Origin of the sequence: Exiguobacterium sp. s34, assembly GCF_018617435.1 — a bacterium.
Classification (GTDB): domain Bacteria; phylum Bacillota; class Bacilli; order Exiguobacteriales; family Exiguobacteriaceae; genus Exiguobacterium; species Exiguobacterium aestuarii.
In genome coordinates this window covers 212724-238068 of record NZ_JACSKE010000005.1, presented here as the reverse complement: position 1 = coordinate 238068, position 25345 = coordinate 212724, and the positions used below count along the sequence as shown (strand labels likewise).

The 25345-nt window shown below is 49.4% G+C and carries 26 protein-coding genes and 1 riboswitch; of the genes, 23 read left to right on the top strand and 3 right to left on the bottom strand.

Annotation, left to right across the window (positions count from 1 at the left end; genetic code table 11):
* Nucleotides 1–6: 6 nt before the first annotated feature.
* From KNO87_RS12295 to gcvH, 4 genes are all read left to right on the top strand, one after another.
* A complete protein-coding gene (locus KNO87_RS12295; RefSeq protein WP_214795515.1) occupies nucleotides 7–1791 on the top strand; it encodes an acyl-CoA dehydrogenase family protein in 1785 nt (594 codons plus the stop codon).
* An 89-nt stretch (nucleotides 1792–1880) separates the two neighbouring features.
* Nucleotides 1881–2612 carry a hypothetical protein gene (locus KNO87_RS12290; RefSeq protein WP_214795517.1) on the top strand — a complete coding sequence of 244 codons (732 nt, stop codon included), beginning with the start codon at nucleotides 1881–1883 and terminating at the stop codon, nucleotides 2610–2612.
* A 47-nt stretch (nucleotides 2613–2659) separates the two neighbouring features.
* Complete coding sequence (locus tag KNO87_RS12285) at nucleotides 2660–3013, top strand: arsenate reductase family protein (protein WP_214795519.1); 354 nt, start codon at nucleotides 2660–2662, stop codon at nucleotides 3011–3013.
* Nucleotides 3014–3061: 48 nt separating this feature from the next.
* Complete coding sequence (gene gcvH / locus KNO87_RS12280) at nucleotides 3062–3445, top strand: glycine cleavage system protein GcvH (protein ID WP_214787015.1); 384 nt, start codon at nucleotides 3062–3064, stop codon at nucleotides 3443–3445.
* Between the two features lie 46 nt (nucleotides 3446–3491).
* Here the strand turns inward: gcvH and KNO87_RS12275 are convergent, their stop codons facing one another.
* Entirely contained in the window at nucleotides 3492–4550 is a 1059-nt protein-coding gene (locus KNO87_RS12275; protein WP_214795521.1) for a PTS sugar transporter subunit IIC, read from the bottom strand.
* A gap of 177 nt (nucleotides 4551–4727) precedes the next feature.
* On the opposite strand from KNO87_RS12275, the gene KNO87_RS12270 reads away from it, so the two are divergent.
* The 11 genes from KNO87_RS12270 (at nucleotide 4728) to KNO87_RS12220 (ending at nucleotide 15855) form a co-directional block, all read left to right on the top strand.
* Complete coding sequence (locus tag KNO87_RS12270) at nucleotides 4728–4985, top strand: thioredoxin family protein (RefSeq protein ID WP_214787019.1); 258 nt, start codon at nucleotides 4728–4730, stop codon at nucleotides 4983–4985.
* 451 nt (nucleotides 4986–5436) lie between these two features.
* Nucleotides 5437–5543, top strand: a riboswitch (SAM riboswitch).
* A gap of 77 nt (nucleotides 5544–5620) precedes the next feature.
* Nucleotides 5621–6649, top strand: coding sequence for a methionine ABC transporter ATP-binding protein (locus KNO87_RS12265; RefSeq protein WP_214795523.1), 1029 nt, complete (start codon nucleotides 5621–5623; stop codon nucleotides 6647–6649).
* A complete protein-coding gene (locus KNO87_RS12260; RefSeq protein ID WP_214795525.1) occupies nucleotides 6639–7301 on the top strand; it encodes a methionine ABC transporter permease in 663 nt (220 codons plus the stop codon). The genes KNO87_RS12265 and KNO87_RS12260 overlap by 11 nt, the downstream gene beginning before the upstream one ends.
* 30 nt (nucleotides 7302–7331) lie before the next feature.
* The gene (locus tag KNO87_RS12255) at nucleotides 7332–8165 is read left to right on the top strand and encodes a MetQ/NlpA family ABC transporter substrate-binding protein (protein WP_214795527.1); all 834 of its coding nucleotides are present in this window, start codon (nucleotides 7332–7334) and stop codon (nucleotides 8163–8165) included.
* 98 nt (nucleotides 8166–8263) lie between these two features.
* Nucleotides 8264–9478 carry an MDR family MFS transporter gene (locus tag KNO87_RS12250; RefSeq protein WP_214795529.1) on the top strand — a complete coding sequence of 405 codons (1215 nt, stop codon included), beginning with the start codon at nucleotides 8264–8266 and terminating at the stop codon, nucleotides 9476–9478.
* Nucleotides 9479–9656: 178 nt separating this feature from the next.
* Nucleotides 9657–10418: a Fe-S cluster assembly ATPase SufC gene (gene sufC / locus KNO87_RS12245; protein WP_143180266.1), complete on the top strand. Its 762-nt coding sequence runs from the start codon at nucleotides 9657–9659 to the stop codon at nucleotides 10416–10418.
* A 12-nt stretch (nucleotides 10419–10430) separates the two neighbouring features.
* The gene (gene sufD / locus KNO87_RS12240) at nucleotides 10431–11699 is read left to right on the top strand and encodes a Fe-S cluster assembly protein SufD (protein ID WP_214693478.1); all 1269 of its coding nucleotides are present in this window, start codon (nucleotides 10431–10433) and stop codon (nucleotides 11697–11699) included.
* Between the two features lies 1 nt (nucleotide 11700).
* Nucleotides 11701–12921 carry a cysteine desulfurase gene (locus KNO87_RS12235; protein ID WP_159562600.1) on the top strand — a complete coding sequence of 407 codons (1221 nt, stop codon included), beginning with the start codon at nucleotides 11701–11703 and terminating at the stop codon, nucleotides 12919–12921.
* A complete protein-coding gene (gene sufU / locus KNO87_RS12230) occupies nucleotides 12911–13345 on the top strand; it encodes a Fe-S cluster assembly sulfur transfer protein SufU (protein ID WP_026825487.1) in 435 nt (144 codons plus the stop codon). The genes KNO87_RS12235 and sufU overlap by 11 nt, the downstream gene beginning before the upstream one ends.
* A gap of 19 nt (nucleotides 13346–13364) precedes the next feature.
* Nucleotides 13365–14762 carry a Fe-S cluster assembly protein SufB gene (gene sufB, locus KNO87_RS12225; RefSeq protein WP_012726850.1) on the top strand — a complete coding sequence of 466 codons (1398 nt, stop codon included), beginning with the start codon at nucleotides 13365–13367 and terminating at the stop codon, nucleotides 14760–14762.
* A 109-nt stretch (nucleotides 14763–14871) separates the two neighbouring features.
* A complete protein-coding gene (locus KNO87_RS12220) occupies nucleotides 14872–15855 on the top strand; it encodes an L-lactate dehydrogenase (RefSeq protein WP_214795531.1) in 984 nt (327 codons plus the stop codon).
* Nucleotides 15856–15892: 37 nt separating this feature from the next.
* On the opposite strand, the gene KNO87_RS12215 is transcribed toward KNO87_RS12220, so the two are convergent.
* Complete coding sequence (locus KNO87_RS12215; protein WP_214795533.1) at nucleotides 15893–17275, bottom strand: alanine/glycine:cation symporter family protein; 1383 nt, start codon at nucleotides 17273–17275, stop codon at nucleotides 15893–15895.
* A gap of 92 nt (nucleotides 17276–17367) precedes the next feature.
* Here KNO87_RS12215 and KNO87_RS12210 point away from each other — a divergent pair, with 92 nt between their 5' ends.
* The 8 genes from KNO87_RS12210 (at nucleotide 17368) to KNO87_RS12175 (ending at nucleotide 24319) form a co-directional block, all read left to right on the top strand.
* Entirely contained in the window at nucleotides 17368–17640 is a 273-nt protein-coding gene (locus KNO87_RS12210) for an acylphosphatase (protein WP_214795535.1), read from the top strand.
* Between the two features lie 205 nt (nucleotides 17641–17845).
* On the top strand, nucleotides 17846–19165 hold the full coding sequence (brnQ, locus tag KNO87_RS12205; RefSeq protein WP_214795536.1) for a branched-chain amino acid transport system II carrier protein: 1320 nt from the start codon (nucleotides 17846–17848) through the stop codon (nucleotides 19163–19165).
* Nucleotides 19166–19270: 105 nt separating this feature from the next.
* The gene (locus KNO87_RS12200; RefSeq protein ID WP_214782026.1) at nucleotides 19271–20452 is read left to right on the top strand and encodes an MFS transporter; all 1182 of its coding nucleotides are present in this window, start codon (nucleotides 19271–19273) and stop codon (nucleotides 20450–20452) included.
* Nucleotides 20453–20464: 12 nt separating this feature from the next.
* Entirely contained in the window at nucleotides 20465–21310 is an 846-nt protein-coding gene (locus KNO87_RS12195) for a DUF72 domain-containing protein (RefSeq protein WP_214795539.1), read from the top strand.
* A 9-nt stretch (nucleotides 21311–21319) separates the two neighbouring features.
* Nucleotides 21320–22666: a bifunctional metallophosphatase/5'-nucleotidase gene (locus tag KNO87_RS12190; protein WP_214795540.1), complete on the top strand. Its 1347-nt coding sequence runs from the start codon at nucleotides 21320–21322 to the stop codon at nucleotides 22664–22666.
* A gap of 48 nt (nucleotides 22667–22714) precedes the next feature.
* Nucleotides 22715–23083 (top strand): YutD family protein, encoded by a 369-nt coding sequence (locus tag KNO87_RS12185; protein ID WP_214795542.1) that lies wholly within the window; start codon nucleotides 22715–22717, stop codon nucleotides 23081–23083.
* A 154-nt stretch (nucleotides 23084–23237) separates the two neighbouring features.
* Nucleotides 23238–23543: a hypothetical protein gene (locus KNO87_RS12180; RefSeq protein WP_214795544.1), complete on the top strand. Its 306-nt coding sequence runs from the start codon at nucleotides 23238–23240 to the stop codon at nucleotides 23541–23543.
* Between the two features lie 104 nt (nucleotides 23544–23647).
* Nucleotides 23648–24319: a DUF975 family protein gene (locus KNO87_RS12175; protein WP_214760112.1), complete on the top strand. Its 672-nt coding sequence runs from the start codon at nucleotides 23648–23650 to the stop codon at nucleotides 24317–24319.
* A gap of 41 nt (nucleotides 24320–24360) precedes the next feature.
* On the opposite strand, the gene glpX is transcribed toward KNO87_RS12175, so the two are convergent.
* A complete protein-coding gene (glpX, locus tag KNO87_RS12170) occupies nucleotides 24361–25341 on the bottom strand; it encodes a class II fructose-bisphosphatase (RefSeq protein WP_047795127.1) in 981 nt (326 codons plus the stop codon).
* Nucleotides 25342–25345: the final 4 nt, after the last annotated feature.

The following is a 25345-nucleotide window of genomic DNA, read 5'->3' as shown; positions in this document are numbered from 1 at the left end:
TCGGATATGGAACGTACAGAACATGAATTGATTAAAGGCGGTAGCTTTGTTATTGACGAACTCGACGCATCGCGTCTCTTCACACCAGAGGATTTCTCAGATGAGCATAAAATGATTGGTGACACGACAGCAGGATTCGTCGATGATCGCGTCATGCCAGTCCTCGAGCGTATCGAGAAGCACGAGTTCGACCTTTCAGTCGAATTGTTGAAAGAAGCAGGCGAACTCGGCCTCCTCGGAGCAGACGTTCCAGAAGAGTACGGTGGTTACCAACTCGATAAAATCTCATCTTCGATCATCACGGAGCGCTTCGCAAAAGCTCGTTCGTTCGCACTCAGCTACGGCGCACACGTTGGAATCGGGACACTCCCGATCGTCTTCTTCGGATCAGAAGAGCAAAAACACAAGTACTTGCCGAAACTCGCGACAGGGGAATGGATCGCAGCTTACGCGCTCACGGAGCCAGGCTCAGGGTCTGACGCTCTCGGTGCGAAAACGACGGCTGTCTTGAACGAAGCAGGAACACACTACGTCTTGAACGGTGAGAAGCAATGGATCACAAACGCTGGTTTTGCGAACGTCTTCGTCGTCTACGCAAAAATCGACGGCGACAAGTTCAGTGCCTTCATCGTCGAGCGTGACTTCAAAGGAGTCTCAACAGGCGCAGAAGAGCAGAAGATGGGAATCAAGGGATCGTCGACACGTACGCTCATCCTTGAGGACGTTGAAGTACCGGTCGACAACCTCCTCGGTGAAGTCGGAAAAGGTCACGTCATCGCCTTCAACATCTTGAACGTCGGTCGTTACAAACTCGCAGTCGGAGCGGTCGGTTCATCAAAACGCGCGTTCGATCTCTCGGTTCAATACGCGAACGAGCGCAAACAGTTCAAAACACCAATCAGCCAATTCCCACTCATCCAAGAGAAATTGGCGACGATGGCAGCAAACATCTATGCGATGGAAAGCTCAGTGTATCGTACGGGCGGCTTGTTCCAGGACAGCCTTGACGCACTTGGTGACGAGAACATGCGCGACGGATCAAAAGTCGCACAAGCCATCGCAGAATACGCGATCGAATGCTCACTCAACAAAGTATTCGCATCTGAAACGTTCGACTACGTCGTCGACGAAGCCGTTCAAATTCATGGTGGATACGGATTCATGGCAGAGTATGAGGTCGAAAACCTCTACCGTGACTCACGCATCAACCGCATCTTCGAAGGAACGAACGAGATCAACCGTTTGATCGTTCCTGGTACGCTTCTCAAGAAAGCGATGAAAGGTGAATTGCCGCTTCTCGCAGAAGCACAAAAGCTTCAAAAAGAGCTCATGAGCTATATGCCACAAGAATTGGACGGCTCACCGCTCGCACGCGAGAAGATGCTCCTTTCAAACATGAAGAAGATCAACTTGATGGTCGCAGGTACAGCGGTTCAGAAGTATCAACAAGACCTTCAAAACGAACAAGAAATCTTGGCGAAGATCGCAGACATGATCAGTGCCATCTATGCGCTTGAAGCAGCGATCGCTCGTACGGACAAAGCGATTGCACGCACAGGCGATGAGAAGAACACGCTCAAAGTCCGTTACACGGAAATCTTTGCGGAACAAGTATTCAAACAAGTCGAACTCATGGCGAAAGAAGTGTTGTACGCAGCGGCGTCTGGTGACGAGCAGCGTATGCTTCTCTCGGCAATGAAGAAGTTCAGCCGCTACCAGCCGATCAATGTGATCGGGACGAAGCGCGAAGTCGCTGCGAGCCTCATCAAAGCGAACAAGTTTATCGTTTAATCCAATCGACAGAAAGGGTGGACCGGACGCGGTCGACCCTTTCTTTTTGGTCTCTCCGCCACGTACAATAGAAACGAGGGGGAGAGACGATGAAAAAACGAGAGATCTTGCTTGAACGGATGGAACGAATCGGGGAATCGGTCGCTACACACGAAGGAACGCTTATGTTGCTGGCATTAGGGTCGATCGGACAAGAGACGGAGCGGTTGGATGATTACTCGGACCTCGATTTCTTTTTGATTGTCGAGGACGGGCATAAGGCACGCTTTATCGACCGACTCGACTGGCTCGAAGTCGAGCCGCTTCATTATCAGTTCCAAAACACGAAAGACGGGCATAAGATTATGTATCACGATGGCATTTACGGTGAGTTCGCCGTCTTCGAAGTACATGAACTCGCAACAATCGCCTACACGCCGGGACGGATCGTCTGGCGACGGGATGAAGCACTCGATGTATTCGCGACACCGCATCTCGAAATCGCGCGTGAAGCGACGGCTTATTACTATGAAGAAGCGTTGACGAACCTATATGTCGGGTTGCTACGTGAACGCCGAGGAGAGACGCTCGCTGGATTCGAACTCGTCCAAGTCGCGGCCGTTCAGAACGTTCTGAAGGCGCTCGGTGGACAAGGGGACCCGTTCAACCCGACACGTCGGGTCGAGTCGAGACATCCACAAATGATTTCTTTCTTGATGGGCGGGGTATTAGGATATGGCAAGTCAGGTGTCGCGGCGGCGATCATCTTACGTTTTATCGAAGAGCGACATATGGTCAACACGACGATGAAACGAGAAATCGAACGGTTGCTTGAGACGTGAATTGATTTCTCAGAATATGCTACATTGATGAGAGAGGTGATGAACAGATGGTGACACTATATGGCTATCCACCATGCAGTACGTGTAAAAAAGCAGAAAAATGGTTGAAAGCGCAAGGCGTCGATTATACATACGTCCATATCGTCGAATCGACACCGACGAAAGAACAGCTCGCCGAGTTGTGGAAACAATCGGATTTACCACTCAAAAAGTTCTTCAATACGAGCGGGCAAGTGTATCGGAATGAAGGTATCAAAGATCAGCTTCCAAATCTATCAGAAGACGAACAACTCGAGCTGTTGGCGAGTAATGGTATGCTTTTGAAGCGACCAATCGTCACAAATGGTGAAAAAACGACGGTCGGATTTTCAGAAAAGTCCTTTACGGACGTTTGGGGCTAAGTGCTATAATACAGATGTGAGTCTAATTTATTTGAGGGGGAAGTTAGGATGAGCAAAGTACCAGCAAATTTACGTTATTCAAAAGAACATGAATGGGTGGAAGTAAACGGAACGAAAGCCCGCATCGGCATCACGGATTTCGCACAGAGCGAACTAGGGGATATCGTGTTTGTGGAACTCCCAGAAGTCGACGGTACGATTTTGCTCGACGAGCCATTCGGCTCAGTCGAATCAGTGAAGACGGTCTCTGAGTTGTATGCGCCGGTATCAGGACGCATCACAGCAGTGAACGAGGACCTCGCGGATTCTCCAGAACTCGTCAACGAGTCACCGTTTGAAAACGCATGGATGGTCGAAGTCGAGTTGACGGAAGAGTCGGACCTCGACAAGCTCATGACAGCTGAAGAATACGAAGCGATGATTCAAGGATAAGTAAAACCGGCCTCTCCGAATTGGAGAAGCCGGCTTTTTTTACGTCTTACTCGAAATCGAGACGATAGTGATCCGATTTGACGAGTGTCGCCCGTTCGAACACACGGTAGAAGAAAATCCCGAGTCCGACCGGGATGAGACCGAACAAGACGATGACGAGAAGCACGTTGAACAAGGCGAATCCGCCCGGCATGAGGTGTAGCGCGTTCACCGGTCCGATGAGTCCAGATACACCGAATCCGGCGCTGATTGGAGTCCCTTCGATTCTTAACATACCGGCGAGGGCGCCGAGAATGGCCGCATTCGCCAAAATCGGAAGCATCATAATGGGACGTCGGACGAAGTTTGCCATTTGAATTTTCGGTGACCCAAGGAAGTGTGCAATCGATGTACCGGTCGCGTTCGCCTGCCAACCCGCGATGGCGAGACCGAATCCGGCGGCAACGACACCGAGGTTTGCCGCACCGGCCGCAACGCCGGATAGGCTAATCGCGGTCGCAATTCCGACGGTCGAAATCGGCGAGACGATGATGAGCGAGAACGCCATCGCAATCAAGATACCCATGAGAACGGGTTGAAGATCTGTCATCGTCATGATGAGGTATCCGATGTATGTCGTAATCTGTGAGATGTACGTCAACAAGAAGGAACCGATCCCACCAGCGACGACAATGACTGTCATCGGCATAACGATGACCGTATACGTCTTCAAGTGGGGGGCGAGCTTCATGACGAGAAGGGTGGCAATCGCAGCGGTCACACCGGCTGTGATCACGTCACCGATGCCTGCCATCACGAACGCACCCTCGTTAATTCGAACGGCACCACTGCCGACATACGTCGCGATGGCAATCGTTCCTGCCTCTAGAATCGATCGTCCGAACTGCATCGCAACGGCCAGGCCGATAATGGCTGGGAGAAGCCGCATCGCAATCGTCGTCGCATCCAATATGAATTGAAGAGACGGAAAATAAGGGAGTATGGCTTTCGTGAGTTCACCGAGCAGTGCGCTCGGGATGAGGGCGATCAGAATCGCCATGCTGAGACCGTTTAAGACGTTCATCGTGAATTGCTTTGTCGTACTTGTTGCCTGTTCCGTCATCATTCATTCACCTGTCCTTCTTTTTTGCTGTTATGTACAAAAGCGATAAAGTTAGAACCCATATTATTCCTATCCGACAGAAGAGTCAAGAGAATCATTGAAAAATTCTGAAATTTCACGAGAGCACGATTTTTGAACGAGAATCAATCGACCATTATAATGGCAAGAGAGGTGAGAATAATGATTACAGACGGATTCTTATATATATACGCGCCAATGTGTGGTACATGCGCTGTCGCGGAGAAAATGTTAACGGTCGTCGAGGCGGTTGACCCTGAAATTCAGATTGAAAAGCGAGACGCGAACTATATTCCAAAAGAGCTTGAGGCCTATCAAGTGATGAGTGTCCCGGCCCTATTAAAGCTTGAAAATGGCGAGGTTCGGGATCGTCTCTATGCTTTTCAAAACGTCCAGCATGTCCTCTCTTTCGTGAAGTGAGAGAGGAACATTAGAATAATCTGAAAATTTTAAATAATCAGTTGACACAGAAAGTTCACGAATGGTATATTCATTACAACATCTTACTTGAACACAAAATAGGACGCGATATTCCCGACATCAAGACGTTTTGATGAAGCCGCTGCTACACTTTATACGAATACACGTCAGTCTTCCCTTCGATTGTCCCCCAAAAAAATCAAGCGAAGAAAGACGTTCCGTATAATCGCACGGTCCAAGTCAAGATCGAGTGATGATTGGTGAATCTCCCCCATATAAGGGTGGAAATCTTGAACGGGCAAAAGATTTTCATCTATGGGCTGTCCTTCCGTGACTCAAGGTGCTACGTTCTGTGTCGTCCTCGGACGGCACCTTTTTTTAATTTTTTTGAAAAAAGGATTTGACAGCAGAAAAAGCTGTCGCTATGATAAAGCTAATCGAATACACAACACTCTTATCAAGAGAGGCTGAGGGACTGGCCCTATGACGCCCAGCAACCGCGGAGCAATCCGAAATGGTGCTAATTCCAGCAAGGTGAGAAACCTTGAGAGATGAGAGCAATCGTTGTCCGTACGATAAAGTGCGCACGTTTGCTCAAACGTGCGCGCTTTTTTTGTTGTCAGGAGGGAAAAGAATTGATTCAATTACGAAACGTCGCCAAATGGTTCGATACGAAGAATGGTCGTGTCCAGGCGGTCGATGATGTGTCACTAACGATTGATCGCGGTGAAATTTTTGGAATAATCGGATATTCGGGGGCGGGGAAGTCGACGCTCATCCGATTACTCAACCGTCTCGAGTCACCGTCTAGCGGTGAAATCGAGGTCGCCGGGAGTGAGCTCACGAAGCTCAGCCCGAAAGGATTACGAGGGGTTCGCAAAAACGTCTCGATGGTCTTCCAGCACTTTAACCTTCTGTGGTCGCGCACGGTCGCAGAAAACATTAGCTTCCCACTCGAATTGATTGGGGTTCCGGCAAGTGAGAGGAAACGTCGGGTCCAAGAACTCGTTGAGCTCGTTGGATTGGCTGGTCGTGAAGACAGCTACCCATCACAATTATCGGGCGGTCAAAAACAGCGAGTCGGGATTGCCCGCGCGCTCGCTACGAATCCAGAGGTGCTCCTCTGTGACGAAGCGACGAGTGCGCTCGACCCGAAGACGACGGATTCGATTCTCGAACTGCTCGTCAGCATCAATAAGAAACTCGGCTTGACGATCGTCCTCATCACGCATGAGATGCACGTCATCCAAAAGATTTGTCATCGTGTCGCCGTGATGGAAGCGGGGAAAGTCGTCGAGACGGGTCAAGTCTCTGACGTGTTCCAACATCCGGAACAACCGATCACGAAAGAATTCGTGAAGCAAATCGGAGCGGTCGACGATCTGTCGCTCACGTTCGAACACTTGAAAGCACGATACCCAAGTGGTCAAATCGTCAAATTGAAATTCTTGAATGAGACGGCGGAACAACCGATTTTGTCTGACGTCCTTAAAACACACGATATCGGATTCAACATCATCGGCGGGAATGTGACCCAGTCACAAGTCGGTGCGCTCGGCACGCTATTCATCCAATTGATTGGGGAAGCAAGAGAAATCGACCGCGCCATCGCGTCGATTCGTTCGCAATCTGTAGAAGTGGAGGTGGAAAGCGATGTTTCCTAACGTAGACTGGCAAATCATGATGGAACAGACTTGGGAGACGTTATACATGACGCTCGTCGCAGGTGTCGCGACGTTTGTGATCGGACTCGCTTTAGGTTTGATTCTCTATATTACAAACGAATCGCTATTATTGAAGAATCGTCCGATTTACGTCTTTGTCAGCGCGATCGTCAACGTGTTTCGTTCGATCCCGTTCATCATCTTGATCATCTTGCTCATCCCGTTCACGTTGTTCCTACTCGGTACGATGCTTGGTTCGACGGCGGCGCTTCCGGCGCTCATCATCGGAGCGGCACCGTTCTACGCTCGTATGGTCGAACTTGCGCTTCGTGAAGTCGACCATGGTGTCATCGAGGCGGCCGAATCGATGGGAGCAACGAAATGGCAAATCATTTATAAAGTCTTGATTCCGGAAGCTCTTCCCGCAATCGTATCAGGACTCACGGTGACCATCGTTGCCATCGTCGGTTATACGGCGATGGCAGGGGTCGTCGGGGGCGGCGGACTCGGGAACTTGGCCTTCTTGGAAGGGTTCCAGCGCTCACAAAACGACGTCACGTTCGTGGCGACGGTGCTCATCTTGATCATCGTGTTCGTCATCCAATTCATCGGTGACCGACTCGTCACAAAAATTGATAAACGTTCAGCTTAATCACACATATACCATTTGGAGGGATTCATTATGAAAACTTGGAAAACAGTACTCGGATTGACAGCATTATCAGCATTCACAGTTCTCGCGGCTTGCGGCGGGGAAGAGGCAGACACAGGGTCTGGCGATGAAAAGACATTGATCGTCGGTGCATCGAACGTACCACACGCTGAGATTTTAGAGCACGTACAAGAAGAATATGAAGCAAAAGGTTACAAACTCGAAATCAAGAAGTTCCAAGACTACGTGCTTCCGAACAAGACGCTCGCAAGCGGGGAACTCGATGCGAACTACTTCCAACACGAGCCATACCTCGAGTCGCAAATGGCTGAAAACAAAGACTACAAATTCGCATCTGCGGGTGGTGTCCACATTGAGCCAATCGGTGTCTACTCACAAAAATACAAATCGCTCGACGAACTTCCAGAAGGTGCGGAAATCATCATGAGTTCATCGGTTGCTGACCACGGACGTATCCTTACGATGCTCCAATCAGAAGGTCTCATCACACTTGCTGAAGGCAAGACAGTCGATGCGACAGTCTCTGACATCGTCGACAACCCGAAAGACTTGAAATTTAAGACGGACGTGGAAGCAGCACTTCTTCCGACAGCTTACAACAACGGAGAAGGCGATGCGGTCCTCATCAACACGAACTACGCGATCGATGCAGGTCTCAACCCACTTGAAGATGCCATCGCACTCGAAGGCGAAGACTCACCATACGTCAACTTGATCGTCACACGTGAAGGAGACGAAGAAGATGAGCGCGTCAAGGCACTTCTCGAAGTATTGACTTCTAAAGAAACACAACAGTGGATCTTGGACGAATACAAAGGTGCGGTCGTACCGGTACAACAATAAGTAATCTCGACTCAGGGGTCATCCCCTGAGTCTTTTTTTGTCTAGTGTTCTTTCATGAAGAGAAGTACACTATATATGAAAGAAAAGGGGGGATTTGGATGAAGCTCACACAGATTCATCCGCTGACGTGGGGCGTCCTGTTCGGGACGTTTTTTGCACGACTGGCAACGTTTTTTGTCATGCCATTTTTTGCGATCTATTTGGCCACACTCGGGTTTTCAGCGAGTGTGATTGGAACGATTTTTGCCGTGACGGCGCTTTCGGGTCTGTTCATGAGCTTCTTTGGGGGAACACTCTCTGACCGATATGGGCGAAAACAGCTCATGCTAATCGGGATCGTGCTCAATGCCGTTACGTTCGCTGGCCTCGCGCTTGCGACCGAACTGTTTTGGTTTTACATGCTATCCATGTTGATGGGGATGTCGCGATCTTTCTTAGAACCGGCTTCACGTGCTCTCATTAGTGACACGACGCAGGCAGATCAGCGGGTCATCGTCTATAACGTCCGTTACTTCATGATTAACATCGCCGCGGCCATCGGACCACTCTTGGCGGTTGTCTTATCACTCACCGGTGTGAAGACCGCGTTCTTCGTTGTGACGGCTGTCTACATCGTGTATGGAATCATCATCTCGATCTTGTTTTACAAATATCCGTTTGAAGAAGGGGACGGTGTCAAAGCACGCCCGCGCTTGACGGAGACGTTTCGCGTTTTACGGGACGATCGGACGTTTCGTGCGGTCATCATCGGGATGATCTTTGCGATTATCGGTTACAGTCAGTTCAATTCGACGCTTCCTCAATTTATCGCGCTAAGCGATGGGTTGGAAGACGGTTCAAGATTGTTCGCTTACTTATTGACGACAAACGCCATCACGGTGCTCATCGTCCAGTATCCGATTATGCGTTTCGGGATTCGTGTCTCTCCCATCAAATCGCTCTTTTTCGGAATCTCGACATTGTCGTTCGGACTTCTGCTCATCGGATTTGCGACGGTGGAGTGGGTTCTCTTTGTCGCGATGGCCATTTTCACGGTCGGCGAGGTGTTGATGTTCACGATGACGGACGTGTTGACGGACGAACTGGCGCCAGAACATCTGCGGGGAACTTATTTTGGAGCGATGGGGTTGACGTCACTCGGTCAGACGATTGGACCGATTATCGGAGGCGTTTTACTGGATACGTTCGGCCAATCATCACTTCCGGTATTCGGAAGCTTGGCGGTGTTGACGGGATGTGGTGCCTTCTTCTTCGCTGCCGCCGTACGAGAGCGGAAAGCCGTTCTCGCACTCGTCGAGGAGAATGCCGGATAATGTCTTGATTTCCTACTATTAGCATTCTCAACTTTTATCATTCTATTGAGAATGAATTCTAAGGTGAGTCGCTTGAAATAAAAAAATTACTAGTCTAAGATTAGAATATATCTAATCTACGCCATTCACTATGGCGAGAAAATACGGAAGGGGTATCCGAATGTCTAACGTACCACAAATGAAAATTGATGACCTCCGCGTCTCAATCGAAGGAAAAGAGATTGTCAAAGGTCTTAACCTAGAAATTAAAGGTGGCGAAATTCATGCCATCATGGGTCCAAACGGGACTGGTAAATCAACACTCGCATCAGCACTCATGGGTCATCCACTTTATGAGGTCACTGGGGGAAGCGTCGAATTAAACGGCGAAGATGTCCTCGAGATGGAAGTCGACGAGCGTGCACAAGCAGGGATGTTCCTTGCGATGCAGTACCCGGCTGAAATCAGCGGTGTTACAAACGCAGACTTCTTGCGTTCAGCAATCAACTCACGTCGTGAAGAAGGTCAAGAAATCTCGCTCATGAAGTTCATCCGTGAACTCGATGCGAAGATGGAACTTCTCGAAATCCCTTCAGAAATGGCACACCGTTACTTAAACGAAGGATTCTCAGGTGGTGAGAAGAAACGTAACGAAATTCTTCAAATGATGATGATTCAACCGAACATCGCCATCTTGGATGAAATCGACTCAGGTCTTGATATCGATGCACTCAAAGTTGTCGCAAAAGGTGTCAACGAAATGCGTTCAGAAGAGTTTGGCTGCTTGATCATCACGCACTACCAACGTCTCCTCAACTATATCGAACCAGACTTCGTACACATCATGATGGACGGTAAAATCGTCATGTCTGGTGGCAAAGAGCTCGCACAACGACTCGAAGCAGAAGGTTACGACTGGGTGAAGCAAGAACTCGGAATGACAGTAGACACAGAAGCGTAAGGAGGCTGTACGATGACCGTACAATTTGAATTGGATGCACAAGCGTTGTCGGCACGTGCAGAAGCGCTCGGCGGACCAGCATGGATGGTCAACCGTCGTAAAGAGGCAGCAGAACTTGCGCCGACACTTGCTTTGCCAAAAGTTGAAAAGATTAAGATTGATAAATGGGACTTCGCAGCGGGTGATGTCAATCTCGAACCGAAAGACGGTTTGACGGCTGACATCGAGTCACTCCTCGGAGACCACCGGACAAACGTGCTCGTTGAACGCAACGGTCATGTCGTCTATAACGAATTGTCGATGCCAGAAGGCGTCTTGTTCATGGGAATCAAAGAAGCGATGGAGCAACATCCAGAGCTCGTTGAGAAATACTTCATGACGGAAGGCGTACGTGTCGATGAAGAACGTCTTTCGGCGTTGAATGCTGCCCTCACAAACGGTGGTGCATTCATCTATGTACCGAAAAACACGCAATTGAAAGATCCGCTTCAAGCGATCTTCACGATGGAACAGGCGAACGGCGCCCTCTATCACCACACAATCCTCGTCGCAGACGAAGGTAGTGAAGTGACATACATCGAAAACTTCCTTTCTGGCACGAACGAACCGCACACGGTCAACGTCGTGACGGAAGTATTCGCTGGAGAGAACGCGAAAGTCGTCTTCGGTGGTGTCGATCAGCTCGCTGAATCAGCACTCACGTTCATGAACCGTCGCGGTGTCGTCTATGCGAACGGTCGCCTTGATTGGGCGCTCGGTCACATGAACGACGGGAACTCGGTCGTTGAGACGAAGACTCACCTCGTCGGAGATAACACGTATTCGGATACAAAAGCTGTGACAATCGGTCGCGGTGCACAAAAACAAAACTTCAACATTCGTACCGACCACTTCGGAAAAGCATCTGAAGGGTTCATCTTGATTCACGGTGTCCAAAAAGACGCAGCTACTGCGATCTTCAGCGGGACATCGATGATTCACCACGGTGCGTCAAAATCGAACGGTGTTCAGACAGAGCGCGTCTTGATGCTCTCTGAAAAAGCACGTGGGGATGCCAACCCGATTCTTCTTATCGATGAAGATGACGTTATGGCAGGTCACGCGGCATCGGTCGGTCGTGTCGATGATGTTCAATTGTACTACTTGATGAGCCGTGGTTTGTCTCGCCAAGAGGCAGAGCGTTTAATCATCCACGGATTCTTGACGCCTGTCGTCGAAGAACTCGCAATCGATTCGGTCAAAGACCGTCTCCGCGAAGTCATCGAAGGGAAAGTACGTTAAGATGTTGAACGCCTCGATTCGTGAACAGTTTCCGATTTTAGATCAGGAAATCAATGGACACCCGCTCGTTTATCTTGATAGCGCGGCGAGCTCACAAAAGCCGCTCGCTGTCATCGAGGCGATCGAGGACTATTATCGTCGCAACCATTCGAACGTGCATCGTGGCGTCCATACGCTCGGGACGCAAGCGACGGATGCGTATGAGGGAGCACGCGAACGCGTCCGCTCTTTCATCCATGCGGCGGTTCCTGAAGAAATCATTTTCACACGTGGAACGACGACGGCCATCAACTTGGTTGCGTCGAGCTACGGAGATGCGAATGTCGGTGAAGGCGACGAAATCGTCCTCACTCCGATGGAACACCATGCGAACTTAATCCCATGGCAACAACTCGCCAAGCGAAAAGGCGCGACGCTTCGATACGTCGAGCTTACGCCGGACGGACGTGTCACACTCGATGCGGTTCAAGCGGTGTTATCGGATCGTACGAAAATCGTCGCGATGAGTCACGTCTCAAACGTGCTCGGTACAATCAACCCGATTGCCGAAGTCGCTCGACTCGCGCATGAGTTAGGTGCCGTCATGGTCGTCGATGCCGCACAAAGTGCACCGCATCGTAAACTGGACGTCCAAGCACTCGACTGTGACTTCCTTGCCTTTTCTGGACATAAGATGCTCGGACCGACTGGAATCGGTGTCTTATACGGGAAGAAACAACTCCTCAAAAACATGGAACCGGTCGAGTTCGGTGGCGAGATGATCGATTATGTCGATTTGTATGAATCGACGTGGAAAGACATCCCGTATCGTTTCGAAGCGGGTACACCGATTATCGCTGGAGCAGTCGGTCTTGCGGCAGCCATCGATTTCTTAGAAGAAATCGGTCTGGAGAACGTCGAAGCACACGAACGTGAACTCGCGTCTTACGCGATCGAGCAGATGAAAACGATTGAAGGGATCGAGATTTACGGTCCTGAAGATCGCGTCGGTCTCGTCACGTTCAACTTGAAGGACGTGCATGCGCACGACCTTGCGACCGTTCTCGATATGCAAGGCATCGCGGTTCGTGCCGGTCACCACTGTGCACAACCACTCATGCGTCTTTTGAAGCAATCATCGACGGCACGGGCGAGCTTCTATTTGTACAACACAAAAGAAGAGGTCGACCGTTTCATCGAGGGATTACGTCAAACGAAGGAGTATTTCAATTATGAGTTTTAATAATCTCGACATGTTGTACCGCCAGGTCATCATGGATCACTATAAAAACCCAAGAAACCGTGGCGTCATCGAAGATGGCGTGACGGTGGACTTGAACAACCCGACGTGTGGGGACTCACTTCGTCTTCAACTACAAGTCGAAGACGACATCGTCAAAGATGCGAAGTTTGAAGGGGAAGGCTGCTCGATCAGTCTCGCCTCAGCATCGATGATGACCCAAATCGTCAAAGGGAAAACAGTGGAAGAGGCGCTTCAACTCGCTAACATCTTCTCTGAAATGGTTCAAGGCAAAGAGTACGACACGGATACGTTTGACCTCGGTGATATCGAGGCGCTCTCAGGCGTATCGAAATTCCCGGCTCGAATCAAGTGTGCCACGCTCGCGTGGAAGGCGCTTGAAAAAGGAGTAGACGAGGACGCGTAAGGAGAAGGAGGAGACCGATATGGCAAAGAACATGCCGGAAATTGGCGATTATAAATACGGCTTCCATGATCGGGACGTTTCGATTTTCCGTTCAGGCCGCGGCTTAACGACAGAAATCGTAGAGACGATCTCGCGCATGAAAGAAGAGCCACAATGGATGCTCGACTTCCGTTTGAAGTCGTTGGATCACTTTAACAAGATGGCGATGCCGACATGGGGCGGAGACCTCTCGGCACTTGATTTCGACGAAATCACTTACTATGTCAAACCATCTGAGAAGACAGAACGCTCATGGGACGAGGTACCAGAAGAAATCAAACGTACGTTTGACAAGCTCGGTATCCCAGAAGCAGAGCAAAAATACTTGGCAGGTGTCTCGGCTCAGTATGAGTCTGAGGTTGTCTACCACAGCATGCAAGAAGACTTCGAAGAAAAAGGTGTCATCTTCAAAGATACAGACACTGCACTCAAAGAAGACGAAGAAATCTTCAAAGAGTACTTCGGGAAGTTGATCCCGCCGACGGACAACAAGTTCGCGGCCCTCAACTCAGCAGTTTGGTCGGGTGGCTCGTTCATCTACGTACCAAAAGGCGTGAAACTCGAGCAACCGCTTCAAGCCTACTTCCGCATCAACTCGGAAAACATGGGTCAGTTCGAGCGTACGCTCATCATCGTCGACGAAGGCGCATCGGTTCATTACGTCGAAGGATGTACAGCACCGGTTTACACAACGAACTCGCTTCACTCAGCGGTCGTTGAGATCTTCGTCAACAAAGATGCATACTGCCGTTACACGACAATCCAAAACTGGGCGAACAACGTCTACAACTTGGTAACGAAACGTGCAGTCTGTGAAGCGGGTGGATCGATGGAGTGGATCGATGGAAACATCGGATCGAAACTCACGATGAAATACCCGGCTGTCATCTTGAAAGGGGAAGGCGCACGTGGGATGACACTCTCGATCGCCCTCGCTGGTAAAGGACAGCACCAAGACGCTGGAGCGAAAATGATTCACCTCGCGCCGAACACGTCGTCGTCAATCGTCTCGAAATCGATTTCGAAACAAGGCGGAAAAGTATCGTACCGCGGAATCGTCCACTTCGGCCGTAAGGCGAAGGGTGCTCGCTCGAACATCGAGTGTGACACGCTCATCATGGACAACGAGTCGACGTCAGATACAATTCCGTACAACGAAATCTTGAACGACCAAGTGTCGCTCGAGCACGAAGCGAAAGTCTCAAAAGTGTCAGAAGAGCAACTCTTCTACCTCATGAGCCGTGGGATCTCGGAAGAAGAAGCGACAGAAATGATCGTTATGGGCTTCATCGAGCCATTCACAAAAGAATTGCCAATGGAATATGCGGTCGAAATGAACCGTCTCATCAAGTTCGAGATGGAAGGTTCGATTGGATAATTGCCTGAATGACGGACTCCCTGTAAAAAGGGGTCCGTTTTTTTGTTATGTCCATGCCGTATGTAGGGTATGCTAAAAAGAGAATGATTCATAGAAAGGAAGGATTTATATGACACGTATTCCGCATAAAGATGATATTGATCCAAAAGACATCACACGCATCGCCGTGATCGGTGCCGGTTGGGTTGGGGTTAGCTTTGCCTATCAATTATCGACGGCGGCCCTTTGTGAAGAGCTCGTCTTAATCGACTCAAATCACGCCAAGGCAGAAGGAGAGGCGATGGACCTGAATCACGGCATCTCCTTCGCCCCGACACCGGTCCGGATTTGGGCAGGCGATTACACGGATTGTAAAGATGCAGACATCGTCGTCATCACAGCAGGTGCGGCGCAAAAACTCGGTCAGACACGGATGGACCTCGTCGAGCAAAACGCGAAAGTCGTTCGCACCGTGACACAAGATTTGATGAAGAGTGGGTTTGACGGCATCTTAGTCGTCGCCACGAACCCGGTCGATGTGATGGCCCACGTCGCTTGGAAAGCATCGGGCTTACCGAAAGAACGCGTCATCGGTTCAGGGACTGTCCTCGATACGGCGCGACTCCGTTACAAGCTCGGAGACTACTTCGAACTATCGCCGCGGAACTGCCACGCTTACTATATGGGGGAACATGGGGATACAGGATTTGTCGCATGGAACAACGCCCGCATCTATGGGAAGAGTATCGAAGAACTATTGGCGGAGAATGAGAAATATCAGTTCGAAGACTTGGAAGCGATTTATGCTGATGTGCGTGACGCCGCTTACCAAATCATCGAGCACAAGAACGCCGCCTATTATGCGATTGGGGTCGGCTTGCTTCGCATTATTCGAGCGATTGTTCGAAATGAAAACTCGGTCGTCACGATTGGCGCTCATTTAGACGGCGAGTACGGGGCAAGTGACGTGCATATCGGCGTACCGGCCTTGATTGACCGGAGCGGCATTCGCAAAATCATCGAGATCGAATTGACGGACGAAGAACAACAAAGATTTGATGCTTCGGTACAAGCCATCAAGGCGGGAATCGAGAAGGTCGAACCTGCATCCTAAAAAAAAGATCCGACTGCGCAAGCAGTCGGATTGTTGATTAAGACGCCTCTTCTTCGGCGATATCTTTCTTATAATATTTCTCTGAGGTGAAGAACTCAGTCGTCAATCGTTTCACTTCACCGCTGAGTAGTAAGACGGCAATCATGTTCGGGATGAGAATCATCGCGAGCATCAAGTCGAGGAAGTTCCAGATCATTTGAGCGCCTCCAATCGAACCGATGACAATCGAGACGATATAAACGGCCTTCATGATCTTCCCTGCCGTCAAACCGAACAAGTACTCAGCCTGACGCGAACCGTAAAAGATGATAACGATGATGGTCGAGAGCACGAAGAAAATGAGTGAAATTGTGACGAGTAAACTTCCCGTATACCCAAAGTATTCACGGAAGGCGATCGTCGTCAACGCCGCCGGGTCCTCCATTGCCCCATCAGCCGTCCAAACGCCTGAAGACAAGACGACGAAGGCTGTCGTACTACAAATGATCAACGTATCGATAACGATTCCGATGACCGCCCAGAATCCTTGGCGTACCGGATGATCCGTCTGTGCAGCAGCGTGAGCGATTGGTGCCGTCCCGAGACCGGCTTCATTCGAGTATAGTCCGCGGGCAAAACCCCAACGAATCGTCTCAGCGACTGCAGCTCCGGCGAAACCACCGAATGCGGCCATCGGCTCGAACGCGTAAGAGAAGATGAGACTGAGCACGTTTGGAATTTCAGACAAGTTCATCAGCACGATGATGAGTCCGGCCCCGACGTAGACGAGCGCCATACCTGGAACGACAATCTCCGTCACTTTCGCGATTCGTTTCAGACCACCGAAAACGATGATCCCGACAAGTCCGGCGACGAGAATGCCGGTGATGAGCGTGTTTCCGTTGAACGTTTCACGGACTGCGGAGCTGACAGCGTTCCCCTGCACCATGATACTCGGAATGAGTTCGATCATGAGCGCAAAAGCGAACCAAGTCGCGAGCCATTTCCAACGGAGTCCTTTTGATATGTAATAGACAGGTCCACCGACGAATTCACCGGCATCATTCTTTTCACGATAGTGAACGGCTAGCACGCTCTCTGAGAATTTGATGGCCATACCGATGATGGCGATGACCCACATCCAGAAGATGGCACCCGGTCCCCCGAACATGATCGCTGCAGGTACACCGATGATGTTCGCGGCCCCGACTGTTGAAGAGAGGGCTGATGTTAACGCTTGTCTCGGACTTATGTCGCCTTCACCTTTTGGCTTTTTAAAGATGCTGCCGAATGTTTGCTTGAATATGTAGATGGGATAGCGAAACTGAAAGAAACCAAGTTTAATGGTGAGAAACACACCGGACAAGACGAGTAACGAGATGATCGGCACGCCCCAAAGCCAATTCGAAAAACTCGTGACGATATCGATAATTGCATTCATATAACCACTCCAATTCCATTATTTTACTTAAATACTGTTTCCTAAAGTAAGGACCTCTAAACATCTTTGGCAAAATAAAGGAGGAATATAGAATGAGAGTCGCTAAACATTTAATTGTATCTGGACGTGTCCAAGGCGTTGGGTTTCGTTATTTTTCTCAAGAGACCGCTCGACAATACGGAATCAAAGGGTGGGTACGAAACTTGAATGACGGGACAGTCGAGCTGCATGCAGAAGGAACCGATAAGGAGTTTGATGCTTTCAAACAGGCGTTGAAAGATGGCAATCGCTTTGTCGGCGTCGAACGAATCCAAGAGACGGAAGCGGAGGATCAAGCTTTTCGATCGTTCGACATTCGTTATTAAACGCTTACATCTTCCTTCATAATCGAAGGGGGATTTTTTTGTGAAATCTACATTTCAAAAAATTAAACCTCAAATTTTTGAGATGGGGTGGTCAAAAGATTTGAAGTGTGTATAATGAAATAGACCAAGCGATGTATTGTCAGAAAATTTAGTTATTATTTTTTTGTTAATTCGTTCGGAATATCAAGTGTATGGAGGTAGTTGTATGAAAAAATCGACATTGTTCCCGTTAGCGTTTACGATTTTTGCTTTATTCTTTGGGGCCGGGAACTTGCTGTTCCCACCAGAGCTCGGCGCCTTGGCGGGGGAAAACCTCGTACCGGCGATGATCGGGTTCGTCATTACGGGTGTCGGTTTACCGCTTCTTGCTTTGTTTGCAGTCGCTCGAGTAGGCGGCGGGACAGATCAAATTGCTCGTTATATTCCAAAACGTCTCGCGCTCGTCTTGACGGGATTGATGTATGTAGCCATCGGGCCATTCTTTGGAATCCCACGTACGGCCGCTGTCACTTATGAGATGGGGCTTGTCCCGTTTCTCGATGCACCTTCTACTTTGACACTTGCGATGAGTTCGACCGTCTTTTTCGGGTTGACGTTCTTCCTGACGCTCCGTGCTCAAAAGTTGATTGAAGTGATCGGACGAATCATCACACCAATCCTCTTGTTCTTGCTCGCAGCGATTGGAATCACGAACCTTGTCGCTCCTCTCGGAGAGCCTGGAGCTCCAGCTGAAGGATTTGAGACTTGGGTTGGCGCACTCGGACAAGGTTTCCAACAAGGTTATTTGACGATGGATGTATTCGGGGCCCTCGTCTTTGGGGCAATCGTCCTCGTCACGTTGAAAGCCAATGGATTGAGTGACCAAAAAGAAGCGTCTTCACTCCTTCGTTCTGCAGGGATGCTCGCGGTTACCTGTTTGATGCTCGTCTACATCTCGCTCGGGTCAATCGGTGCGAATATGACGGTCGCAGAAGGAACAACGAGTGGCGCAAGCCTTCTCCAAGCGTTCGCTGGTACCTCTTACGGACAAGTCGGAATGCTCGCTCTCGGGTTAGCGGTCTTCCTCGCTTGTTTGACAACAGCGGTCGGACTCATCTCAGAGTTCTCACGCTTCATCAGCAATCAGTTTGAATCACTCAAATACCATCATGTCGTCATCGCGACTACATTGTTCGGCTATTTAATCTCACTCGTCGGATTGGGAACGTTGATTCAGATCGCGGTTCCACTTCTCACACTTCTCTATCCGGTCATGATCGCGCTCGTGCTCGTGTCTGTGACAGAGCGTCTTCAGCGCAACCCTGGTGTGGCGATGAAGGCTACCATCTACACGGCGCTCGTTCTCTCGTTGTTTGAAACGTGGAACGGCATCCAGCCGTCAGCGGTCACTTCTTGGATCTCGAGCTTGCCGATGGCGGAAATTGGTCTTGCTTGGGCAGTTCCAACGATGATCGTCTATGTGATCACGCTCCTTCTTCCGAAGGGCACGTCACAAGAATCACTTGCTCAATCACGCATCTCATAAGTCGAGCCCATCCTTTGGTCAAGGATGGGCTTTTTTCTGTCTTATTGTTTGCCCATATGTGAGCTCAAACAGTAAAATGGAAGGATGAAAAGGGAGTGACATGCGTTGACAACAAAACAAAAAAATCAATTGGCGATTCTCATGTTGAATATGTTTATTGCCGTCGCCGGCTTCGGGATTATTATCCCGATTATTCCGGATTACTTAAAGATGATTGGCGAAGGGGGAACCGCCGCAGGACTGATGATTTCCGTATTTGCGGGGGCTCAGCTTGTCATGTCACCGATTGCAGGGAAATGGGCGGACGTGTATGGTCGTCGACTGATGATCATTTTAGGTCTCATCGGATTTACCATTTCGATGGGGGTCTTCTATCTATCGGATAACTTGACGATCCTGCTCGTATCGCGTGCGATCGGGGGAGTCGGGGCAGCGTTATTGATTCCTGCCATCTTCGCCTATGTCGCGGATATCACGACACTCGAACAACGCGCGCGAGGGAATAGTTATATTTCCGCGGCAATGTCGCTAGGGATTGTCGTTGGACCAGGGATCGGAGGATTCTTTGCCGAGTTTGGTTTAAAGACACCGTTACTCGTCTCAGCAATCGTCTCCTTCATCGCCGTTATTTCCTCAGTGCTTCTGTTAAAAGAGCCGGACCGAGCTCCTTATGTGGCACCGAAAATAAAAGAATCATTACCGACTCAATTGGTCATGTCGACACGGAAACCATACTTCTTCGTGTTGCTGATCAACTTGGTTATGGCATTCGGGCTCATGGCATATGAGTCGGTGCTCGGACTATATGTCAGTGAAATGTTCAGCGCGACACCACAAGAGATTGCCATCATGGTGACAGGGACGGGTGTCGTCAGCGTCATCGTCCAATTGTTCGCGGTAGACCGTCTCGTTGAGCTGATGGGAGAGGTCAAAGTTGTCCTCGCCTTCATCGCGCTCGCGGCGTTTGGTTTCTTATTATCACTGTTTGCAGGAACGTATATGTTGTTCTTTGCGGTGACACTTGTCATTTTCTTGTCGACGTCCATTTTGCGTCCGGTGTTGAACACGCTTGTCTCAAAATTAGCTGGGAACGAGCAGGGACTCGCGATGGGGATGAACAACGCCTATATGAGCATCGGGAATATTTTGGGACCGACACTCGCTGGCATCGCGTTTGATATCGATATGCGCTATCCGTTCATCATGGGTCTTGTTTTACTACTCATTACGTATACGGGCACATGGAACTGGTCGAAACGGAAAGCGACCGTCATTTCGGAGTCATAAAAGGAGGACGCTATGATCTACGTTGGTGTGACTGGATGGGGTGACCACGATCTGTTATATACGACCCCAGAGGAAAGAAAACATAAACTATCGACGTACGCGGGGCATTTCCCGACCGTTGAAGTCGACTCTACATTTTATGCGATACAACCTGTAAAGAACTTTGAAAAATGGGATGCTGAAACGCCGGATCATTTTCAATTCATCGTCAAAGTTTCCCGGGAAATGAGTGGACATGATCGTGAACCGAAAACACCACTTATTGAGTTGTTTGAGCGCTATCGTGTTTCTGTCGATCCATTAAAGCAGGCCGGGAAGTTACGTGCCGTGCTCGTTCAGCTCCCTCCTTGGTTCGATGTATCGAAACCGCATCTCGACTATTTGCGAACGATTCGTGCCGAGCTCTCCGACTATGAGATTGCCATCGAGTTTCGTAACCCGACTTGGTTCTCTGAAGCGTTCCGAGACCGTACGCTTCAATTTTTAAAGGAGCAACGATTCATCAACACGATTTGTGATGAGCCGCAGACGAAAGAGAGCAGCATCCCGTTCGTCCCCGTCGTGACACATCCCGAGGTAGCCGTCGTTCGATTGCATGGACGGAATACGTCAGGATGGCTCAAGAAACCGGGAATGACGAGTCAAGAATGGCGACACGTCCGTTGTCTATATCGTTATAGTGAGGAAGAACTTCAGGAACTCGCCGCCTCGCTCCGCGAGATTGACCGTGAAGCGAAAGACGTGTATGTATACTTTAACAACAACTCAGACGGAGATGCGGCTCCGAACGCCAAACGTTTGATTGACATTCTTGGGCTCGAATACGAGCTTGCACCTAGACAAATCAGTCTGTTTTAGAAGGAAGGGATGGCCGTGACGAAACTTACTATTTTTCACTACAATGATCTTCACTCAAAGTTCGACCAATGGCCGAAACTTGTTTCATTTTTAGAGGAACATCGTACGGACAATACGCTTTATTTTGACTTAGGTGATCATGCGGATCGTACACATCCCGCGACAGAAGTGACACGCGGAAAGTTGAACGTTCGATTACTCGAGCGACTCCAACCGACGGCCGTCACCATCGGGAACAACGAAGGGATCACGTTCCCGCACGACTGGTTAGCCGAATTATATGAGGAGGCGACGTTTCCGATTTTACTTGGGAATGTGTATGAAGCGGACGGTTCACGACCAGATTGGGTAGAGGAGACGCTTGTCCTCGAGCAAGATGGTTTGAAAATCGGCTTATTTGGTGTCACAGCCCCTTATGAAGAGTTGTATCCGGAACTTGGTTGGCAAATCGAATCGCCTTACGAAGCGACAAAGCGTGCGTTGAAGCAGTTGGCACATTGTGATGTCATCATCGCACTCAGTCACCTCGGTTTCTTCGGGGATGAGCGACTAGCGGACATGTATCCTGAAATTGACGTCATCCTTGGTGCTCACACGCATCACGTTTTAGATGAAGGCGTGATGACGAACGGGGTACTGATCGCACAAGCCGGGAAATACGGACAGTATGTCGGGGAAGTGACGCTGACGCTTGACGGCGCCGAGGTTGTCGCGAAGGAAGCACGGCTTCATGAATTATCCCATCAAGCCGAAAGTACAGATACGTTAGCGTTGCTGCGCTCAGAAGGGGCTGAAGCCGAACGTCTCCTCGATATCACCATTGCAGAGACGGAAGGGTATGCATCGGATTGGTTCGGACATTCCCCGCTCGGTGAATTGCTTGTGGAAGGAATGGTCGAGTGGTGTACGGCAGATGTCGGGATCATCCCGTCAGGCGTCGTCTTAGACGGTCTCGCTCCAGGAAACGTCACGTTAAATATGCTTCACCGAATCTGCCCACATCCAATCAACCCATGTGTCCTGACACTTGACGGTCACACGCTCGAACGCTTCTTACATGACGTAAACGAGGAAACGTTCACGAATATGCACGTCAGAGGTCTCGGTTTCAGAGGCACTGTGCTTGGTGAACCAAGTTTGTATCAAATCGAACAGCGGGACGGTCAATACTATGTCATGGGAGAAAAGCTTGAACCGAACCGGACGTATCGTGTCGCAACGGTCGATATGTTGACGTTTGGTCCGCTCCTTCCATACTTAGCAGACCAGCCGAAACGATATTTCATGCCCGAATTATTAAGGGATGTGCTGCGAGAGACCATCGTTGCTCGTCATGAGGTCATTCGAAAAGGATAGAGCCGTCATAGCGGGACATGCTATGATACAAGAGTGGAGGTGGGAGCGATGATTCGAGTGAATCGCCACGGATATACCGTCTTAGAAGAGAAGCGCGACGGCTTTGATGAAGAAGCGTTTATCGCGCGGTATAGTGACGTGCTTGATAAATACGACTATATTGTCGGCGACTGGGGACACGGTCAACTACGTTTGAAAGGGTTCTATGAACCACAATCGAAATTAGCGACGTACGAGAACCGGATCGATCATGTGATGGACTATGTATACGAGTACTGCAATTTCGGATGTCCTTATTTCGTTCTGAAGAAAGAGACGGACATTAACGAAGAAGAGAGCGGTCCTGTCTTTGGTGGAACAAAGCAGAAACTGAAGTTGAAGCGGAAGTTCAACAAGGCTGAAGAGACGAACGCGTAAAGTGCTGAGCAATCAGCACTTTTTTATTACAGTTAATTTCCAAATATTTCGTTTAGGTAAAAAGTCATGACTTAGAGTTTAAGGGTTGGAAAAATGTGATAAATTGTCATTAAGGATAGCTACGTAGTTTTGGTTTTTAGAGTGAGGTGATTGGATGCAACATGTACAAACGACCGTCGGGGATCGGGATGACGTCCATAATCGAATCCATAATCTTGGACTAGGGATACTGGCCATGTTCTTTTTTGGCTTCCACATCATGATGACTTTCTATTTTACGGCGGCAGTCATTCTTTTTGAACTTATTCATGTGTTGATCGTCCGTCGCTTTGAATATGGGCACTCTTTTTTACGGAGCCGCGTGTTCAAAGTTACATCTCACCTTGCGTTTTCGCTCGGAGTGTTCTTATTGATTTTATCCATGTCTCAGTTCTTTTTAGGTAACGTCATGATTCGTTAAGCGGAAAGGAAAAAAATCCTTTCCCTTTTTTTATGTTTTTTTGAAACGTGTTGCAAACTTTTCACGTACACTGAAGTGAAGACTATAAAAAAGGATGGGTTACAATGAGATCTGAATGGAAACAACATGCACGACAAGCACTGAAAGGAAAATGGTGGCTCATGGCTGGATTGGCTCTCTTGTTCATGATCATCAACGGGATTCCACAAGGATTTGCTCCGAGTGTGGACCCGAATTCTACAGAACCGCTCACATCGACAGACGTCACATTAAGTTTCGTGTCGAACGTTCTTCAAATCTTGATTGCACCACTTGCCATCGGTTGGTCATGGCTCGCCCTTAACGTATCACGCGGAAATGGCGCATCACTCTCGACATTGTTCAAACCGTTCCAAAAACGTTATGTTAAACATGTCATCACGTCTTTCGTGATGGGTGTGTTCCTTGTATTGTGGACGTTATTGCTCATCGTACCTGGAATCATCAAAGGATTCTCGTACTCGCTTACGCCGTATATCTTACGCGATCAGCCTGAGCTTTCGGCACTCGAGTCGATTACGGAATCGCGGCGTCTCATGGACGGGCATAAGATGGAAGCATTCATGCTCTTCTTGTCGTTCTTCGGATGGTTCCTCGTCGGGATTTTGACGCTCGGAATTGGATTCTTCTTCATCGGTCCTTACTTCTCGACAACGTATGCGACGTTCTATGACTCGATTCGCGACAATCAAGTTGGTTCGGACGAGCCAGTGCACGGAACGGAACAAGGGTTTTAATCAAACAAACGCCTCGCTCATTTCATTGAGCAAGGCGTTTTTTAGGCGTTGACTTCAGTTTTTTGTAAGTATGGCTTCAATGACAAGTGATGTTCAGCCACGACTTTACGAATCGTGCGTGTCTTCGATCGCATGACGAGTGACGTCGTCTCGACGATATCATCCGTCAAGAACTTGACGCCATCGAGCAACTCACCAGACGTGACACCAGTCGCAGCAAAGATGCAGTCATCGCTCTTGACGAGGTCGTCGAGCGTGAGGAGTTGGAGTGGATCTTCAATTCCCATTGAGATGACGCGAGCTGATTCCTCTTCGTTCATCGGATGTAGACGGGCCTGCATGTCTCCACCGAGCGCTTTGACAGCAGCGGCTGTGATAACTCCTTCAGGAGCTCCACCTGTACTGATGAAAATATCAATCGGGTTTGATTTAACGGCAGCAGCGATTCCTGCAGACACATCGCCATCTTCGAATAGCTTGACGCGTGCGCCAACGTTCATGACGGCTTGACGAAGATGTTCGTGGCGGTCACGGTCTTGCATGATGACCGTCACTTCCTCGATGCGCTTGTTATTATATTTCGCAGCTTTTTCAATGATAGACTCGAGCGGTTCGTCGAGTGAGACTTTCCCTTTTAAGTTTGGACCGACGACAAGTTTGTCCATGTACATATCTGGTGCGTGGAGGAGGGCACCTTCATCAGCAACGGCGATGACGACCATCGCATCTCCAAGGCCTTTTGCGACAATGGATGTTCCTTCGAGTGGATCGACAGCGATGTCAACTTTCGGACCGAATGTTGTTCCGAGTTTTTCCCCGATGTAGAGCATCGGGGCCTCATCGAGTTCACCTTCTCCGATGACAACTGTCGCGTCCATGTTGACCGTTCCAAGAACTTCTCGCATCGCTGACGTAGCTGCATCATCGGCCTCATTCTTTTGGCCGCGTCCGATCCATTTCGATGATGCGAGTGCTGCTGCCTCTGTTGCCCGTACGATTTCTAATGCTAATTCACGTTCCATAGTG